Origin of the sequence: Trinickia fusca (assembly GCF_003628145.1) — a bacterium.
GTDB lineage: Bacteria > Pseudomonadota > Gammaproteobacteria > Burkholderiales > Burkholderiaceae > Trinickia > Trinickia fusca.
This window is the reverse complement of sequence record NZ_RBZV01000002.1, coordinates 369243-385363: the sequence shown is the minus strand read 5'-3', so window position 1 is coordinate 385363 and position 16121 is coordinate 369243. Positions and strand designations below refer to the sequence as shown.

Genomic DNA, 16121 nt, shown 5'->3' with positions numbered 1-16121 from the left:
ACCACGATCACATCCACCATGACGCAAGCAGGCGGCGAGCAGGCCTTTCACGACTTTCCGCCGATCGAGGACGTGCTGCCGCATCGCGGCACCATGCTGCTCGTCGACGAGATCATCGCGTGCACGGACACCTCGGTGACGGCGCTCGCCACTGTCGACAGCGACGCCTGGTATGCCGACGCGACTGGCGCGATGCCCGCGTGGATCGGCATCGAGCTGATGGCGCAGGCGATTGCGGCGCACGTCGGCCTGAACGCGATGCGTGCCGGTGGGCGCGCGCGCCCCGGCGTGCTGCTCGGTTCGAGCCGCTACGAGGCGCACGCGAGCGCATTCGCACGCGGCGAGCGTCTGAGCATCGGCGCGGCCGAATTGCTGCGCAGCGAGGAGGGCCACGGTGCCTACGAGTGCACGATCGATCGCGCGCGCGACGGCGAGCGTCTTGCGCAGGCGGTCATCAAGGTGTTTCAACCGACCGATTTTCAGACATTCATCGAAGGGAGCTTCACTCAATCATGAGTCGTCGCGTTCTTGTTACCGGCGCGAGCCGCGGCATTGGCCGCACGATCGCGTATCGACTGGCTGCCGACGGTTTCGCCGTCTCGGTGCATTGCAGAAGCGGTAGAGCGGAAGCAGAAGCGGTGGCGGCCGATATCGTCGCCCAGGGTGGCACGGCCGGCGTGCTGCAGTTCGACGTGCGCGAGCGCGGCGCGTGCCGCGCGCAGCTCGAGGCCGATGTCGAGCGCAACGGTGCGTATTACGGCATCGTGCTGTGCGCGGGCGTGACGCGTGACGGTGCGTTCCCCGCGCTGACCGAAGAGGACTGGGACACCGTCGTCGAGACCGGTCTCGATGGTTTCTACAACGTCGTGCATCCGCTCACGATGCCGATGGTGCGGGCCAAGCAGGGCGGGCGCATCGTCACGATCGCTTCGGTGTCGGGCGTGATGGGCAATCGCGGCCAGGTCAACTACAGCGCCGCGAAGGCGGGGCTCATCGGCGCGACGAAGGCGCTGGCCGTCGAGCTCGCCACGCGGCGCATCACGGTCAACTGCGTGGCGCCGGGCCTCATCGAAACGGAGATGTTGAGCGAGATGCAGCACCTCGATCATGCCTTGCAGACCGTGCCGATGGGCCGGGTCGGCCGTCCCGAGGAAGTTTCGGCGACGGTGAGCTTTCTGATGTCGGATGCCGCGTCGTACATCACGCGGCAGGTCATCGGCGTGAATGGCGGGATGATCTGATGAAGCGCGTCGTCGTAACGGGGATGGGCGGCGTGACCGCGCTGGGCACGCAGTGGGACGAAATCGAAGCGGCGCTGCGCAGCGGACGCAACGCGGTGCGGCGCATGCCCGAGTGGGATTACTTTTCGTCACTGCACACACGGCTCGCTTGCCCGTTGCCCGGGTTCGAGCTGCCAGGCGGATATCCGCGCAAGAAGACGCGCTCGATGGGGCTCGTGTCGATGTACGCGGTGCGCGCAAGCGAGATGGCGCTCGAAGACGCGGGCCTGCTCGGCGACGCTTCCATTGCCGACGGCCGCATGGGCGTCGCCTATGGCTCGTCGTCGGGCTCCGTCCAGCCGATTCGCGCGTTCGGCACGATGCTCGAGACGGGCTCGATGCAGGACGTGACTTCGAACAGCTACGTGCAGATGATGCCGCACACGACGGCCGTCAACGTGAGCCTGTTCTGGGATCTGAAAGGCCGCATCGTGCCGACGTCGTGCGCCTGCGCATCGGGTAGCCAGGCGATCGGCTATGCGTACGAGAACATCGCGACCGGCAAGCAGACGTTGATGCTCGCGGGGGGGGCCGAGGAGCTGTCGGGGCCGGCCGTGGCCGTGTTCGACACGCTGTATGCGACGAGCACGCGCAACGACGAGCCGCACCTGACGCCACGGCCGTTCGATGCCAAACGTGACGGCCTCGTCGTCGGCGAAGGCGCCGCGACGCTCGTGCTCGAGGAGTACGAGCACGCCCGCGCACGCGGCGCGACGATCCACGCGGAGATCGTCGGCTTCGGCTGCAACTCCGACGGTGCGCACATGACGCAGCCGACGGCGGAGACGATGGCGCGCGCGATGCGGTTCGCGCTCGACGATGCCGAGCTCGCGCCCGAGGCGATCGCGTACGTGAACGCGCACGGCACGTCGACCGATCGCGGCGACGTGGCCGAGAGCGCCGCGACCGCGCAAATCTTCGGCAATGCGATGCCGATCAGCTCGCTCAAGAGTTACGTCGGCCATACGCTGGGCGCGTGTGGCGGGCTCGAAGCGTGGTGGACGATCGAGATGATGAAGCGCAACTGGTACGCGCCGACGCTGAACCTGCTCGATGTCGATCCCGCCTGCGCGCCGCTCGATTACATCATGCACGAGGGCCGCACGATCGACGCCGAGTATGTGATGAGCAACAACTTTGCGTTCGGCGGCATCAACACGTCGCTGATCTTCAAGCGCGTGCGATGAGCGGACTCCAATCGCGCGATCGCCATCGCGAGCGCGTCGTCGTCACCGGCATGGGGATCGTCTCGTGCCTCGGCAACAGGCTCGATGGCGTGGCCGACGCGTTGCGCGCGGGCCGCTCGGGGATCGTGCATGTCGATGCGTGGCGTGAACGCGGCTTCGGCAGCCATGTCGCGGGCGCGGCATCGGTGGTGGACGAACCGGCGTTCGCGCGCAAGTACGAGCGCTTCATGGGCGATACCGCACGCTTCGCATGCCATGCCGCGCGCCTCGCCGTCGACGATGCGGGTCTTGATGCCGATGCGCTGCGCACGCCGCGCGCCGGTGCCGTGATCGGCTCGGGCAGCGGCGCGCTGTCGTCCTACGATGCGGCCGTGACGCTGGTCGAGCAGCGCGGTGTCGAGAAAGCCCCGCCGTACACGGTGCCCAAGGCGATGAGCAGCACCGTGTCGGCCAACCTCGCCCATCTGTTCGGGCTCGAGGGCGTGACCTATTCGCCTTCGTCGGCCTGCACGACATCGGCGCTGGCGATCGGCCAGGCTATGCAGCTGATTCGCGCGGGGCTGCAAGATGTCGTGCTCACGGGCGGCAGCGAAGAGCTGTATGACAACTACACGCTGATGTTCGATGCGATGGGGGCGCTCTCGCGCGGCTTCAACGACACGCCGCAGCGTGCGTCGCGTCCGTACGATGCGGCGCGCGACGGCTTCGTGATCGCCTCCGGGGCCGGCGTACTCGTGCTCGAGTCGCTCACGCACGCGCGTGCGCGCGGCGCGCGCATCTATGCGGAGCTGACGGGTTTCGGGCAGGCGACCGACGTCGTGACGATGGTCGCGCCCGGTGCGGCTGGTATTGCGCGTGCGATGCAGACGGCGCTCGACGAAGCGGCTGTCTTGCCCGACTACGTCAACACGCACGCGCCGTCGACGCCGCTCGGCGACGCCGAAGAGCTGCGCGCGCTCGAGCGTGTGTTCGGTGCGCAAGTGCCGGCGTTCTCGTCGGTGAAGGCTCTGACGGGGCATCCGCTGGCGGCCTCGGGGGTGCACGAGGCCATCTACACGCTTTTGATGATGCGCGACGGCTTCATGGCCGGCAGCGTGGGCATCGATACGCTCGACGCATGCGTGGGCGATCTGCCGCTCGTGCGCGTGACGCGCGAGACGCCGTTGCGGACGGCGATGTCGATTTCATTCGGGTTCGGCGGCAGTTGCGCGAGCCTGATGTTTGGTGCGCTCGAGGGCGCGTGAAGGAGTGCGGTCCGTTCAATCCTGCCGAACGGGACCCGCACGATAAAAACAAGGAGTCCAACTGATGAAACTCAAGCACGTACTGGCCGTTTCGCTGCTCGCCGGCATTGCACAGGTTGCCCTGGCGCGTTCGCATGCGCAGACCTATCCGCTGCAGCCGGTGCTCGACGCCGCCCAGAGCGACAACGCCGTCCAGCTCTACTTCGCCGATGCCGCGCATCCGGCCGTCGTCAGCGACCTCGGCAACGTGACGAAGTCGATCCGCGTGGCTCGCAAGATCGACGGCGAGGCCGAGTCTTGCAACACGGCGATGACGCAAGCGTTGCGTGAGCTGCGCGAGTACGCACACGACCAGGGCGCTACGGCTGTCATCGGCATCCAAACGCGCTTCCATGAGACCCACAGCACGACGGCGACCGAATTCGCCTGCGGTACGAGCATGAGTGCCGCGGCGTTGAAGATTCAAGGCGAACTCGTCAAGTTCGACGCGAAGTAAGGCCGAGGGCCGGCTCGATGCCGGCCTGGGCTGCTCTTTCTCCACTGACCGACAACAACCAGGAACAACAACATGAAACGCCATCTGCTGATCGCCGCTGTGCTGACTGCTTCGCTTGCTGCCACCCACGCGTTTGCGCGCAACAGTATCGATGACTACTCGATCGACGATGCCTTGAAGAGTTCGACCGGCGAAGCGAAGGTCGGCGACGACATCGGGCTGTACTTCGCAGGCCAGCCGCACGCGGCCGTCGTGAAGAAGTTCGGCGAATTCCAGGCGAACAAGAAGACCAACGCATTCGGCAAGAGCGACGAAGCCGCATGTCAACACGTGTTCCTGTCGGCGGTGCTCGAGTTGCAAAAGCGCGCGCGTAAGGAAGGCGGCAACGCCGTCATCAACATCAAGAGCAACTACTACGACAAAGAGAAGGCGAGCGCGACCGAGTACACCTGCGGCGCCGGCGCTCTGATGGCAGGCGTCACGCTCAAGGGTGACGTCGTTACTTTGAAGACGACGAAGTAACCATGAGCAATTGTCCAAAGCCGGCCTTCAGGCTGGTTTGGAAAAAGCTTTTGGGAGGGGGGCAAACCCCTCCCAAAGACAAAAACAAATATGACCAGAATCCAAAAAATCGCGGCCATTATCGCCATCTTGGCCCTCGGGGCTTGCGCCCATGGCGAGTCGTACAAGAAAGTGAGTCGCTCGGCGCCGAAATTGGTCGCCGACGAGGGGCGCATCTACTTTTACCGCAGATCCAACGAATTGCCTGGCGAGGTGACTCAGCCTGCCATCATGCTCGACGGAAAGAAAGTTGGATCTGCGAAGCCCAGAGGCTTTTTCTACGTAGACGTTCCCGCCGGACAGCACACCGTTTCGATCCGCACGGAGGTCGAAAAGACGCTGTCCCTGACGGTGGAGTCGGGGGAAGTCGCGTACGTGAGTGAGCAACTGAGCAAGGGGTCTGCCAGTGGCCGAATGGTGCCGAAACTGGTCGATCGTAGGACGGCAAGGCGACAATTGAAGCGGCTTCATTACGACGGTAACGGGAATGCCGCGGACACCGTCCGACCGGCGTCCGGCGAGCCGGCCTCCGAGGCAGCAGACGATTCGGATGCTGACGCGGCGGATTAACCGCCTGCCTTGCGCGCCGCGACATTGACGAGCGTTTCGCGGCGCTTGCCGGGCTTGGGCGTGTACACACCCAACCGTTCGAGCAGACCGAAATCCTTCGCACGACTCCACCAAAGATAGGGCAACGAAATGTTTTCCCGGCCAAACGCGAAGCCGCCTTCGCGCAGCATGGCGAGATAACCATCGGCGCTCTTTTGCACATGCATCGGATGACGGAACAGCAGACGGATGACCCACGACTTGATGTAGGCGTCGGTCGATTCGGCGAACAGCAGCAGGCCGCCCGGCTTCAACACACGATGAAACTCGGCGAGCGCACGCTCTTGCTCCACCAGATGATGGAACGTTTGATGGCAGAACACGATGTCGGCGCATGCATCGGGCAACGGCAGCGCGGCGCAGTCGCCATGCAGCAGCTCGATTTCGGTGCCCACCTGTTGCGCGGCGTCGCGTGCGAGCGCGAGCGACGGCTCGTGGTAGTCGATGCCGACGATGCGCTGCGGGGCGAATGCTTGGGCGAGCAGCTTGAACGAAATGCCCTGGCCGCAGCCGACGTCGACGATGACGGGCGCATCGGGCAGCGGCCCATCGATGAGCCGTTTGAGATCGTCGATGGCGACCCGCAACACATGATGTTCCCAGGTGTAGGTGCGCAGAAACCAGACGCCGAACGCCGTTTCGGGTACGAACGGGACGGACGCGCGTACGGCAGCAAGTGACTTGATTGACACGTGGTATTCCCCCGCAGGCGAATTGTTCTTGTAGCGCCGGCGATTGTAATGGCAACTCGTCGCATCGTGCTCGGCAGTCGGGGATGGAAGTAGATGCCGTGACGAAAGGACGCAGCAACACGTCGAGAAAGACGAACTAGACGAACAGAGGCATAGATGAACAACGCATTACCGCAAGACGACGTGCAAGTCGACGTAGCCATCATCGGCGCAGGGCCGGCCGGTGCAATCGCCTCGGCGCTGCTTACGCGCGCCGGCCGCTCGGTGCTCGTGCTCGAGCGCCAGCATTTCCCGCGCTTTTCGATCGGCGAGAGCCTGTTGCCGCAAAGCATGGCTTACCTCGAAGAGGCCGGCATGCTGCAAGCCGTGGTCGAAGCCGGCTTCCAGTACAAGAACGGCGCTGCCTTCGTGTCGGGCGACAAGACGTCGACGTTCGATTTCCGCGATAAACATTCCGAGGGTTGGGGCACGACTTATCAGGTCGAACGCGCGGTGTTCGACGAGGTGCTGATTCGCCGCGCGGCCGAGCAGGGCGCGCAGGTACGCTTCGGCCATACCGTGCAGGCGATCGAGACCGGTGACGCGCCCAAGCTCGATGTAAGCGACGAAGCGGGCAACCGCTACCGCGTGCATGCACGGTTCGTGCTCGATGCAAGCGGTTTCGGCCGTGTGCTGCCGCGCCTGCTCGATCTCGAGCGGCCGACGGGCATGCCCACGCGCGCCGCGCTGTTCTCGCACGTGCTTGACGCGCTGCCGGCCGGCAGCATGGACCGCAACAAGATCTGCGTGGCGATCCACCCCGAGCGGCGCGACGTCTGGTACTGGATGATTCCGCTCGCGAACGGCCGCACGTCGGTCGGCTGCGTGGCCGACGCATCGTTCCTCGATGTGCCCGAAGCCGCCCGCGAGGCGACCCTGCGTGAGCTCATGCGCGGCGAACCGACCGTCGCCAAGCGGTTCGGCGATGCACCGTTCTTGATGCCGGTACGCCAAATCGGCGGCTACGCAGCGAACGTCGAACGCTTGCACGGCCCCGGCTACGCGCTGCTCGGCAACGCGGGCGAGTTCCTCGACCCCGTGTTCTCGTCGGGTGTGACGATCGCGCTGCGCTCGGCGCATATGGCTGCGCACGCGCTGCTGCGTCAGTTCGACGGCGAGCGCGTCGACTGGATGGCCGACTACGACGTGCCGCTGCGCAAGGGCATCGATACGTTCCGCGCGTTCGTCGAGCGCTGGTACACGGGCGAACTGCAAGACATCATCTTCTACGAGCAGCAGACGCCTTCGATTCGCCGCATGATCTGTGCGGTGCTGGCCGGCTATGCGTGGGACGAGACGAATCCGTACGTGGCCGATCCCGAGCGACGCCTCAATACGCTGCACGAAGTTTGCACGATGGATTGAAGTCGGCGAGTGCCCGGCCATGTAGAAATCTGAAGTGGGCGGGTCGATGTCGGCTGAAGCGACGAACGGCGCCTGGTGTTTCCAGGCGCCGTTCGCTTTTGCGCAAGCGAGCAGAGGTTCGAAGCTCAGCGGCCCGCGTCGCGCCGATGCACGCACTGGCCAGCGGCATACGTCGCGTGGACGGCGCGATCGTCGCCGAGCAGGGCCAGCGCGAACAGCCACTCTTCGAGCGATTCGGCGCGTGCCGTGCGGCGTGCGAGCAGCGGCGTCGCTTGGTCATCGAGCACGACGAAGTCGGCCTCGCTCCCCGGCGCGAGCGTGCCGACCGTATCGGCGAGATCGAGTGCCTGCGCGGCGCCGGCCGTCGCCAGCCAGAACATGCGCGTGGCGCTCAGCGTATGGCCGGTCATGCGTGCGACCTTGTGCGCCTCGTTCATCGTCTGCAGCATCGAAAACGACGTGCCGCCACCGACGTCGGTGCCGAGCGCGACGGGCATGCCTGCGCGGCCGGCCTTTTCGAAGTCGAACAGACCGCTGCCGAGGAACAGGTTCGAGGTCGGACAATGTGATGCGACGGCACCCGTGTCCGCCATGCGCGCGCGGTCCTCGTCGTCGAGATAGATGCAGTGGCCATACACGGCGCGCCGACGCAGCAGGCCGTAGTGCTCGTACACATCGAGGTAGCTGCGATGGCCTGGGAACAGCTCGGCGACCCACTTGACCTCGTCGACGTTCTCGGCGACGTGACTCTGGATGAATACATCGGGATGCGCCTTGGCGAGCGCGCTGCACGCTTCGAGCTGTTCGTGCGTCGAGGTCGGCGCGAAGCGCGGCGTCAACGCATACAGCTGACGGCCGCGGCCGTGCCAGCGCGCGATCAGCTCGGCGCTGTCGTCGTAGCCCGACTGGGCCGTGTCGCGCAGGAACTCGGGGCAGTGACGATCCATCAGCACCTTGCCTGCGATCATGCGCAGATTGCGCGCTTCGCTGGCCGAAAACAGCGCATCGGCCGACTGTTTATGCACGGTGCAGTAGACGAGCGCCGTCGTCGTGCCGCAGGCGAGCAGCTGGTCGACGAAGAAGTTGGCCGTGTCCTGCGCATAGGCGGTATCGGCGAAGCGGCGCTCGGTGGGGAACGTGTACGTCTCGAGCCACGGCAGCAGCCCCGTGGCCGGTGACGCGATCATGTCGGTCTGCGGGTAGTGCACGTGCGTATCGATGAAGCCGGGCACGATCAGCTTGTCGCGCAGTTCACGCACTTCGGTCTCGGACGTGACATGGTGCTTGAGCGCCGCATACGCGCCCGCGGCCACCACGCGCCCGTGTTCGACGACGAGCAGTCCGTCGTCATCGAACACCGCAGCATCGGCGTCGAGGGCCGGGTCGCCCTTGAAGGTCAGGAGCTTCGCGCGATAGGCGATACGCTGGTCGGTTTGACTCATGGTCGATACATTTCCTCAAAAGCTGACAAAGGGGTGCCCGCGCGTACGTGCGCTGGTCGCCGTGCCGACGAGTGGCTCCGCCGACTAGTGGCTGCGCCAGTACGCATCGAGTTTCGCGAGCAGCGCGTCGCGCGCCGCGGGCGTGACGAACGAAGCTTCGAAACCGTTGCGGATGATCGTGTAGACCTCGGCGTCGGCGAGCCCGAGAGCTTCGACCGTGGCGAGGTAATTGGTGTTGACGTAGCCGCCGAAATAGGCCGGATCGTCGGAGTTGATGGTCACGGCCACGCCTTGCGCGAGCAGCGACTTCAGCGTGTGCTGCTTCAAGTCGTCGAACACGCACAGCTTCAGGTTCGAGAGCGGGCAGACGGTCAACGCGATGCGTGTGTCCGCGAGCCGTTTGACGAGCGTGGGGCTTTCGATGCTGCGCACGCCGTGGTCGATGCGATCGACCTTGAGCAGGTCCAGCGCTTGCTCGACGTAGGCGGGCGGACCTTCCTCGCCGGCGTGCGCGACGAGCTTCAGGCCGCGCTCACGCGCCTTGGCGAACACGCGCGCGAATTTCGACGGCGGATTGCCTTGTTCCGAGGAGTCGAGACCGACGCCGACGAGACGATGCGCATACTGATCGAACAGCGGCAGCGCGGCCTCGAAGGTGGCCAGCGCACTTTCTTCGGACAGGTGTCGTAGAAAGCACAGGATCAGCTTGCTCGACAACCCGCGCTTCTCGCCGTCGGCGAGCGCGCGTTCGATGCCGGCCACGACGGTTTCGATCGCCACGCCGCGTTCGGTGTGCGTTTGCGGGTCGAAGAAGATCTCGGTATGCACGACGTTATCGGCGAGCGCACGCTCGACGTAGGCCATCGTCATGTCGTAGAAGTCCTGCTCGTGCAGCAGCACGCTCGCGCCCGCGTAATAGATGTCGAGAAACGACTGCAGATCGGTAAACGCGTAGGCGGCGCGCAGTGCCTCGATCGATTCATAGGGCAGGCGCACGCCGTTGCGCTGCGCCAGCTTGAAGATGAGCTCGGGCTCGAGCGAGCCTTCGATATGAATGTGCAACTCGGCCTTCGGTGCGCCGGCGATTTTGTCAAAGAATGTCGGTGTCATGGTCGGTCGTTGGGTCGGTCGTTCGATGGTTCAGTCGTTCGGGGGTGATATCGGTGGAGCGGGGCGTGGCGAACGGCGCGGGTGTGGCGGGTTCAGCCTTCGCGCGCTCGCGTTCGACGGCTTGCAGCACCTGCGCGGCGGTTGCGATGGCAATGACTTCGGGCGATTTGTCCTCGATGCCGTCGACGCCGATCGGACACATCATGCGCGCGATGCGGGCTTCGTCGATGCCACGCGCGGCGAGCCGGTGCTCGAACTGACGTCGCTTCGTGCGCGAGCCGATCATGCCGAAGAACGCGAAGTCGCCGCGGCGCAGGATGCGTTCGGCCAGCTCGAGATCGCGCGCGTGGTTGTGCGTCATCACGATGAAGTAGGTGCCGGGGGCGGCTTGGTCGACAGCCTGGTCGGGCGCATCGTTGGCGTCGATCGTCACGTTCGCGAGCTTGCCCGGCGCGAGAGACGCGGGAAACTGCGCATCGCGTTCGTCGACCCAGTGCACGTGACACGGCAGCGTCGCCAGCACGCGCACGAGCGCGGCACCTACGTGGCCGGCGCCGAACAGCACGACCGGGAACTCGCGTGGCGCGATGCGCTCGGTCAGCTGCGCGCTGCTTTCGTCGAAGCCCGTGCCGTCCCACAGCAGGCAGGCGGGGCCGGCTTCGCCTGCCTCGGCGTCGGCAAGCTGCACGGCCTGCGGCGAAGGGCCGAATGATACGCTACGGATCGTCGCCATGCCGGCGAGCGAGCGCTTGGCGAGCGTCGAGACCCACGGTAAATCGCCTACGTCGAGCCGCTCGAATGCGAGCACCACGGCGCCGCCGCAGCACTGCCCGAGGCTCGGCCCCAGCGCCAGCCGCTCGAGCCGGCGCAGATGCGGCACCCGCATGCCGTCGCGCAGCACCTCGCGCGCGATCTCGATGGCGCGCCATTCGAGATGGCCGCCGCCGATCGTATGGCGGGCGCCATCACGCGTGACGATCATCTTCGTGCCCGGCTCGCGCGGCGCCGAGCCTTCGACGCGCGCGACGGTCACGAGTACGAGTGCGTCGCCGTGCGCGAGCAGCTGTTGCAGATCGGAGAGCCACGGTTGCATTGCGTTCCTTTTGCGTTTCGAGCAGGGGTCAAGCGGAGTCAATCAGTGCCGGAAACGGACACATGCTCGCGCACACCGTTCGTTGTCGAATCGGTAGATAGGGCAGCATTCGTTGCAATGGGATCGTAAGCTCCACCGGCCAGCGCGTCGAGCGCATCGAGCACTGCTTCGGGCGTGGCCGGCGCGCGCAGCGCGGGTGGCGCGGGTGCGTCTGGTACGGCGGCCGCGATGGCGTCGGCGATCGCGAGGAACACCGAGAACGACAGCAGCAGCGGCGGTTCGCCGACTGCCTTCGAGAGATAGACCGTGGGTTCGACGTTCTCGTTGCGATAGATCTGCACGTTGAAGCATGCGGGCGTGTCGCTGACAGCGGGGATCTTATAGGTCGACGGCGCGTGCGTCATCAGTCGACCATCACGGTCCCACCACAGCTCTTCGGTCGTGAGCCAGCCCATGCCTTGAATGAAGCCACCTTCGATCTGGCCGAGGTCGATGGCCGGGTTGATCGATTGGCCCACGTCGTGCAGCAGGTCTGCGCGCACGAGCTTGTATTCGCCCGTCAGCGTATCGACGACGACCTCCGAGACAGCCGCGCCATAAGCGAAGTAGTAGAACGGATGTCCTCGCAGCGTCTGCGCATTCCAATGCACTTTCGGCGTCGCGTAAAAGCCGTCGGACCACAGCTGCACACGAGCGAGGTAGGCCGCGTTGACGAGCTGCGTGAACGGCATCGCCCCGTCGACGGTGGAGACGGTGCAGTGCTCGAAGCGCACGTCGCCTGCATTGCCGCCGAGCGTGCGCGCGACAAGCTCGGCAAGCCTGTCGCGAATCTTGCGCGCGGCCGCTTGCGCGGCTTTGCCGTTGAGATCGCTGCCCGTCGAGGCGGCCGTGGCCGAGGTATTCGCCACCTTCGACGTATCGGTCGCGGTGACGCGCACCTGGGTGAGCGGCAAGCCGAACTCGTTCGCGACCACTTGCGCGACCTTCGTATTCAAGCCCTGGCCCATCTCGGTGCCGCCGTGATTGACGAGCACCGAGCCGTCCCGGTACACGTGCACGAGCGCCCCAGCCTGATTGAGGAACGGCACGTTGAACGAGATCCCGAACTTGACGGGCGTGAAGGCGAGGCCGCGCTTGAGCACCGGGCTCGTCGCGTTGAATTGCGCGAGCGCGCGGCGGCGTGCGTGGTAGTCGCTCGACGCCAGCAACTGCGCCGTCAGCGGCGCGAGGATGTTGTCCTCGACGCGCTGGCCGTAGGGCGTGACATCGCGTTCACCGATGCCGTAGTAGTTGGCCATGCGCACATCGAGGGGATCGCGCCCGAGCGTGCGTGCGATGCCATCCATCATGACCTCGGTGACGAGCGCGCCTTGCGGCCCGCCGAAGCCGCGGAAGGCCGTGTTCGATTGCGTGTTGGTCTTGCAACTCAACGCGATGATCTCGACGTCGGGCAGGAAATAGGCATTGTCGACGTGACATAGCGCGCGCGTGGCAACGGCGCCGGACAGGTCGGCCGAGTAGCCGGCCCGCAACGCGATCTCGATGCGTGCACCGAGGATGCGGCCCTCATCATCGAAGCCTGCTTCGTAGCGATAGACCGCGTCGTGCCGCTTGCCGGTGATCATGAAGTCGTCGTCGCGATCGGGGCGCAGCTTCACGGGCCGTTGCAGCTTGTGCGCGGCGAGCGCGGCTAGGCACGCGAACACCGCCGACTGCGATTCCTTGCCGCCGAAGCCACCCCCCATTCGGCGGCATTCGCATGTGACGTGGTTCGCGGGCCAGTCGAGCATATGCGCGACGACCTGCTGCATCTCGCTCGGATGCTGCGTCGAGCTGTAGACGAGCATGCTGCCGCCTTCCTTCGGAACCGCATAGGCGACCTGGCTTTCGAGGTAAAACTGCTCCTGACCGCCGACTTCGAATTCGCCGGCGAGCCGATACGGTGCAGCCGCGATGTTGCGGGCCGGCGCGCCGCGCTCGAGATGCAGCGGTGGCAGCACGTACGATTTGCGGTCTCGTGCGGCTGCGGCCGTCAGCACGGCTTCGAGTTCGGCGTAGCGCACGACGTCGTCGCTCTTGGCGAGTGCCGCCGCGCGGCGTGCGAGCTCATGGGTGCGCGCGACGACGGCGAAGATCGGCTGCCCCAGATACTGCACGGTATCGATGGCGAGGATCGGATCGTCGTGCACGACGGGGCCGCAGTTGTTTTCGCCGGGAATGTCGGCAGCCGTCAACACGGCAACGACGCCTGGCGCTTCACGCACCGCGCGCAGATCGAGCGACACGATGCGCGCGTGCGCATGGCGCGACAATCCCAATGCCGCATGCAGCGTGCCCGCGAGCTCGGGCAGATCGTCGGTGTAGCAAGCCTCGCCAGACACGTGCAGCTCGGCCGATTCGTGCGGCAGCGGCGCACCGATCGCCGCTTCTTGCTCGTGGCTCGCCGGTGCCGTTTCAGTGGACGGATTCATCGCGACTCCTTCTCGCTCGCGCTCGTCTGCCCAGGCAATGGCGCCGCCAGCGTCTGGACGTCGAACGCGAACGCATCGACTTCGCCGCCCGAAAGAGGCGCTTGCTCGCGCGTTTCGAGGTAGAAGCGCAGCAGCAGATTACGTGCGATGCGCGTGCGGTAGCGGCTCGTCGCGCGCAGGTCGGTCAATGGCGCATAGTCGTGCGCGAGCGCGTCCATCGCGCGCGAGACGCAGGCTTGATCCCACAGCGAGCCGGTTAGCGAGGCTTCGGCGTGCAACGCGCGCTTGGGCGTGGCGGCCATGCCGCCAAATGCCACGCGGGCCGAGGCGATGTGCCCGTTCGCGAGCTCGAGCGAAAAGGCGCCGCAGACGGCCGAGATGTCCTGATCGAAGCGTTTGGAAACCTTGTAGGCGCGGAACAGACGATTCGGTACCGGGCGCGGTACGCGTAGCGCGACGACGAATTCGCCGGCTTCGAGCGCCGCCTTCTGATAGCCGAGGTAGAACGCATCGAGCGGCAGCACGCGCGTCGCTTGCGCGCGACGCAGCACCACTTGCGCGCCGAGCGCGATCAGCACGGGCATCGAATCACCGATCGGCGAACCGTTCGCGACATTGCCGCCGAGCGTGCCGGCCTGGCGTATCGGCAGCGAGGCGAAACGCCGCGCGAATTCGGCCAGTACCGGATAGTCGGCGACGAGCGCGGCATAGGCGTCCTCCAGCGTGGCGGCCGCGCCGATCGCGAGCCAATCGGCATCGCGCTCGATGCGCGTGAGCTCGGCGACGTTGCCGGTGTAGAGGAGATCGCCGGGATCGCGCAACTGCTTGGTGACCCAGAGGCCGACATCGGTGCTGCCCGCGACGATGCGTGCCTCGGGATGTGCAGCGCGCAGCGCGGCCAATGCGTCGACGGTGCGCGGTGCCCAGAAGCGGCGAGTACCGTAGGCGGCGCCGCGCGCATCGGGTCCGGCATAGTCGAGCGTGTTCGTGCGAGCGAGGGTCTTGAGCGCTGCAATGACCGGCACGCGTGCCAGCATCGGACGTGGCGCACCGTCGGACGTGACGAACATGTTCACGGCCGCATCGACGATCGGGCGGTAGCCGGTGCAGCGACATAGATTGCCCGACAGCGCGGTCGCGATCTCGTCGCGTGTCGGCAGTGCGGCGTCCAAAGGCCGGTTCTCGTACAGCGCCCACATCGACATCGCGAATCCGGGTGTGCAAAACCCGCACTGCGACGCATGGCAATCGACGAGCGCGCGTTGTACCGGATGCAGCGTACCGTCGGCAGCGCGCAAGTCCTCGACCGTGAACAAAGCGCGGCCATCGAGCGTCGGCAGAAACTGAATGCAGGCATTGACGGCCCGCAGGGACAGCGCATCGTTCGCGTCGAGCGAGCCCACGACGACCGTGCACGCACCGCAGTCACCTTCGCCGCAGCCTTCCTTGGTGCCGGTGCAGGCGAGGTCCTCGCGCAGATGCTGGAGCACTGTGCGCGTGATGGGAGCGCCGTGTACTTCACGGATCTCGCCGCGGTAGTAGAAGCGGATGGGATGCGTCGTCATGGCCGAATCCAGGGCAGGAGCGGATCAGGCGCGCGTTACGCTGGCGGGCCTGGGCCGGCCTCGCGCACGTGGATCGCCATCCATGACACAAGATAGCACCGTCATCTCCCGAAAAGATCGCCGAGCGGTGATGGGGGTTATCAGCGTGGGGTCATGACGTTGGTACGGCGCGTAGGGCGCGGCGAAGTTGCGGCAGGGGCGAACGCCGCAAGCCGCATGGGCCGGGGCGCGGCGGGGCACCGGCTCATGCGGGTGAGCGGTCGGACGAATCGGGTAGGGGTTTACACGAGGCCGCCGCGAGGCGAGGGGGCGGAACAAAAAGGCGGCGGGACGCGTTCGGCTCACCGCCAGCCTGCGCCGGGCTCGGGCGCCCGGCGAGCGAAACCTTACGCCGCGTTCAGATGCCGGCGGCCACGGCGACGCCACAGCCGTGCAGCAACAGGGACGAACATCAAGACGAACGCGATCAGCGCCCAGCCCGGCAGCAGGACGCCGAGAATCGGCGGATAGACCGTTTCGCACAGGCCGGCGACCTTGAACACGCTGGGCAGCCAGTGGGCGGGCGGCAGGCTGTCGACGACCGGCTGCAACGCGTCGAAGCCGCAGCTGAAGCCAGGGTTCAGTTGAATGAACAGATGCTTCGCGGCTGTACCGATGCCAGCGGCCGCCACGATCGCGATCAGCGCCTCGAACGTCGTAACGGCGCCCCAGCCCTTGCGCGTAGCACCGGCGAACGCGAAGAGTGCGATCAACAGAAAGAAATAGCGCTGGATGATGCACAGCGGGCACGGATCTTCGTGTTTGACGAACTGGAGGTAAAGCGCGCCGGCGATGAGGCCGAGGCAGACGAGACCGAGCAGGATGAGCAAGCGGCGCTCGCGGCGTAGCAGCAGGGATTCGATCATGAGGGCAGGGTCCGGATGGAGAACGGTTGCATTCTAGTGTGCTTCGTATGAAGTTCGCAGAG

15 protein-coding genes are annotated in these 16121 nt (G+C 65.8%); 8 read left to right on the top strand and 7 right to left on the bottom strand.

Translation table 11 applies throughout. The annotated features are described in order from the left end of the window. Nucleotides 1-18: 18 nt before the first annotated feature. From D7S89_RS06355 to D7S89_RS06325, 7 genes are all read left to right on the top strand, one after another. Nucleotides 19-516: a hotdog family protein gene (locus D7S89_RS06355; protein WP_121277325.1), complete on the top strand. Its 498-nt coding sequence runs from the start codon at nucleotides 19-21 to the stop codon at nucleotides 514-516. Further along, complete coding sequence (locus D7S89_RS06350) at nucleotides 513-1241, top strand: 3-ketoacyl-ACP reductase FabG2 (protein WP_121276715.1); 729 nt, start codon at nucleotides 513-515, stop codon at nucleotides 1239-1241. Before D7S89_RS06355 ends, D7S89_RS06350 begins: the two co-directional genes overlap by 4 nt. After that, complete coding sequence (locus D7S89_RS06345; RefSeq protein ID WP_121276713.1) at nucleotides 1241-2467, top strand: beta-ketoacyl-ACP synthase; 1227 nt, start codon at nucleotides 1241-1243, stop codon at nucleotides 2465-2467. Before D7S89_RS06350 ends, D7S89_RS06345 begins: the two co-directional genes overlap by 1 nt. Further along, nucleotides 2464-3711 (top strand): beta-ketoacyl-[acyl-carrier-protein] synthase family protein, encoded by a 1248-nt coding sequence (locus D7S89_RS06340; RefSeq protein WP_121276711.1) that lies wholly within the window; start codon nucleotides 2464-2466, stop codon nucleotides 3709-3711. The genes D7S89_RS06345 and D7S89_RS06340 overlap by 4 nt, the downstream gene beginning before the upstream one ends. Before the next feature lie 64 nt (nucleotides 3712-3775). Then, complete coding sequence (locus D7S89_RS06335; RefSeq protein WP_121276709.1) at nucleotides 3776-4207, top strand: heavy metal-binding domain-containing protein; 432 nt, start codon at nucleotides 3776-3778, stop codon at nucleotides 4205-4207. A 72-nt stretch (nucleotides 4208-4279) separates the two neighbouring features. Next, on the top strand, nucleotides 4280-4729 hold the full coding sequence (locus D7S89_RS06330; RefSeq protein ID WP_121276707.1) for an excinuclease ABC subunit A: 450 nt from the start codon (nucleotides 4280-4282) through the stop codon (nucleotides 4727-4729). Between the two features lie 90 nt (nucleotides 4730-4819). After that, entirely contained in the window at nucleotides 4820-5338 is a 519-nt protein-coding gene (locus D7S89_RS06325) for a DUF2846 domain-containing protein (protein WP_121276705.1), read from the top strand. On the opposite strand, the gene D7S89_RS06320 is transcribed toward D7S89_RS06325, so the two are convergent. Beyond that, nucleotides 5335-6069 carry a class I SAM-dependent methyltransferase gene (locus D7S89_RS06320; protein WP_425470743.1) on the bottom strand — a complete coding sequence of 245 codons (735 nt, stop codon included), beginning with the start codon at nucleotides 6067-6069 and terminating at the stop codon, nucleotides 5335-5337. The genes D7S89_RS06325 and D7S89_RS06320 overlap by 4 nt on opposite strands. A 156-nt stretch (nucleotides 6070-6225) precedes the next feature. Between D7S89_RS06320 and D7S89_RS06315 the strand changes: the two genes are divergently transcribed. Further along, on the top strand, nucleotides 6226-7473 hold the full coding sequence (locus tag D7S89_RS06315) for an NAD(P)/FAD-dependent oxidoreductase (RefSeq protein ID WP_121276703.1): 1248 nt from the start codon (nucleotides 6226-6228) through the stop codon (nucleotides 7471-7473). 125 nt (nucleotides 7474-7598) lie between these two features. On the opposite strand, the gene guaD is transcribed toward D7S89_RS06315, so the two are convergent. The 6 genes from guaD to D7S89_RS06285 all read right to left on the bottom strand — a co-directional run bounded on the left by guaD (nucleotide 7599) and on the right by D7S89_RS06285 (nucleotide 16059). Beyond that, on the bottom strand, nucleotides 7599-8915 hold the full coding sequence (guaD, locus tag D7S89_RS06310) for a guanine deaminase (protein ID WP_121276701.1): 1317 nt from the start codon (nucleotides 8913-8915) through the stop codon (nucleotides 7599-7601). A gap of 84 nt (nucleotides 8916-8999) precedes the next feature. Further along, nucleotides 9000-10025 (bottom strand): adenosine deaminase, encoded by a 1026-nt coding sequence (locus D7S89_RS06305; RefSeq protein ID WP_121276699.1) that lies wholly within the window; start codon nucleotides 10023-10025, stop codon nucleotides 9000-9002. After that, complete coding sequence (xdhC, locus tag D7S89_RS06300; protein WP_121276697.1) at nucleotides 10006-11118, bottom strand: xanthine dehydrogenase accessory protein XdhC; 1113 nt, start codon at nucleotides 11116-11118, stop codon at nucleotides 10006-10008. Before xdhC ends, D7S89_RS06305 begins: the two co-directional genes overlap by 20 nt. A 38-nt stretch (nucleotides 11119-11156) precedes the next feature. Then, on the bottom strand, nucleotides 11157-13589 hold the full coding sequence (gene xdhB, locus D7S89_RS06295; RefSeq protein WP_121276695.1) for a xanthine dehydrogenase molybdopterin binding subunit: 2433 nt from the start codon (nucleotides 13587-13589) through the stop codon (nucleotides 11157-11159). Further along, nucleotides 13586-15154, bottom strand: coding sequence for a xanthine dehydrogenase small subunit (xdhA, locus tag D7S89_RS06290; RefSeq protein ID WP_121276694.1), 1569 nt, complete (start codon nucleotides 15152-15154; stop codon nucleotides 13586-13588). Before xdhA ends, xdhB begins: the two co-directional genes overlap by 4 nt. Before the next feature lie 386 nt (nucleotides 15155-15540). After that, the gene (locus D7S89_RS06285) at nucleotides 15541-16059 is read right to left on the bottom strand and encodes a disulfide bond formation protein B (RefSeq protein ID WP_121276692.1); all 519 of its coding nucleotides are present in this window, start codon (nucleotides 16057-16059) and stop codon (nucleotides 15541-15543) included. Nucleotides 16060-16121 lie beyond the last annotated feature (62 nt).

Excerpts from the sequence above, each read along its gene's own strand:
- xdhC (WP_121276697.1), bottom strand. The coding sequence starts at position 11,118 with ATGCAACCGTGGCTCTCCGATCTGCAACAGCTGCTCGCGCACGGCGAC.
- xdhA (WP_121276694.1), bottom strand. The coding sequence starts at position 15,154 with ATGACGACGCATCCCATCCGCTTCTACTACCGCGGCGAGATCCGTGAA.
- xdhB (WP_121276695.1), bottom strand. The coding sequence starts at position 13,589 with ATGAATCCGTCCACTGAAACGGCACCGGCGAGCCACGAGCAAGAAGCG.
- guaD (WP_121276701.1), bottom strand. The coding sequence starts at position 8,915 with ATGAGTCAAACCGACCAGCGTATCGCCTATCGCGCGAAGCTCCTGACC.
- D7S89_RS06285 (WP_121276692.1), bottom strand. The coding sequence starts at position 16,059 with ATGATCGAATCCCTGCTGCTACGCCGCGAGCGCCGCTTGCTCATCCTG.
- D7S89_RS06345 (WP_121276713.1), top strand. The coding sequence starts at position 1,241 with ATGAAGCGCGTCGTCGTAACGGGGATGGGCGGCGTGACCGCGCTGGGC.
- D7S89_RS06340 (WP_121276711.1), top strand. The coding sequence starts at position 2,464 with ATGAGCGGACTCCAATCGCGCGATCGCCATCGCGAGCGCGTCGTCGTC.
- D7S89_RS06325 (WP_121276705.1), top strand. The coding sequence starts at position 4,820 with ATGACCAGAATCCAAAAAATCGCGGCCATTATCGCCATCTTGGCCCTC.
- D7S89_RS06305 (WP_121276699.1), bottom strand. The coding sequence starts at position 10,025 with ATGACACCGACATTCTTTGACAAAATCGCCGGCGCACCGAAGGCCGAG.
- D7S89_RS06355 (WP_121277325.1), top strand. The coding sequence starts at position 19 with ATGACGCAAGCAGGCGGCGAGCAGGCCTTTCACGACTTTCCGCCGATC.
- D7S89_RS06330 (WP_121276707.1), top strand. The coding sequence starts at position 4,280 with ATGAAACGCCATCTGCTGATCGCCGCTGTGCTGACTGCTTCGCTTGCT.
- D7S89_RS06335 (WP_121276709.1), top strand. The coding sequence starts at position 3,776 with ATGAAACTCAAGCACGTACTGGCCGTTTCGCTGCTCGCCGGCATTGCA.
- D7S89_RS06350 (WP_121276715.1), top strand. The coding sequence starts at position 513 with ATGAGTCGTCGCGTTCTTGTTACCGGCGCGAGCCGCGGCATTGGCCGC.
- D7S89_RS06315 (WP_121276703.1), top strand. The coding sequence starts at position 6,226 with ATGAACAACGCATTACCGCAAGACGACGTGCAAGTCGACGTAGCCATC.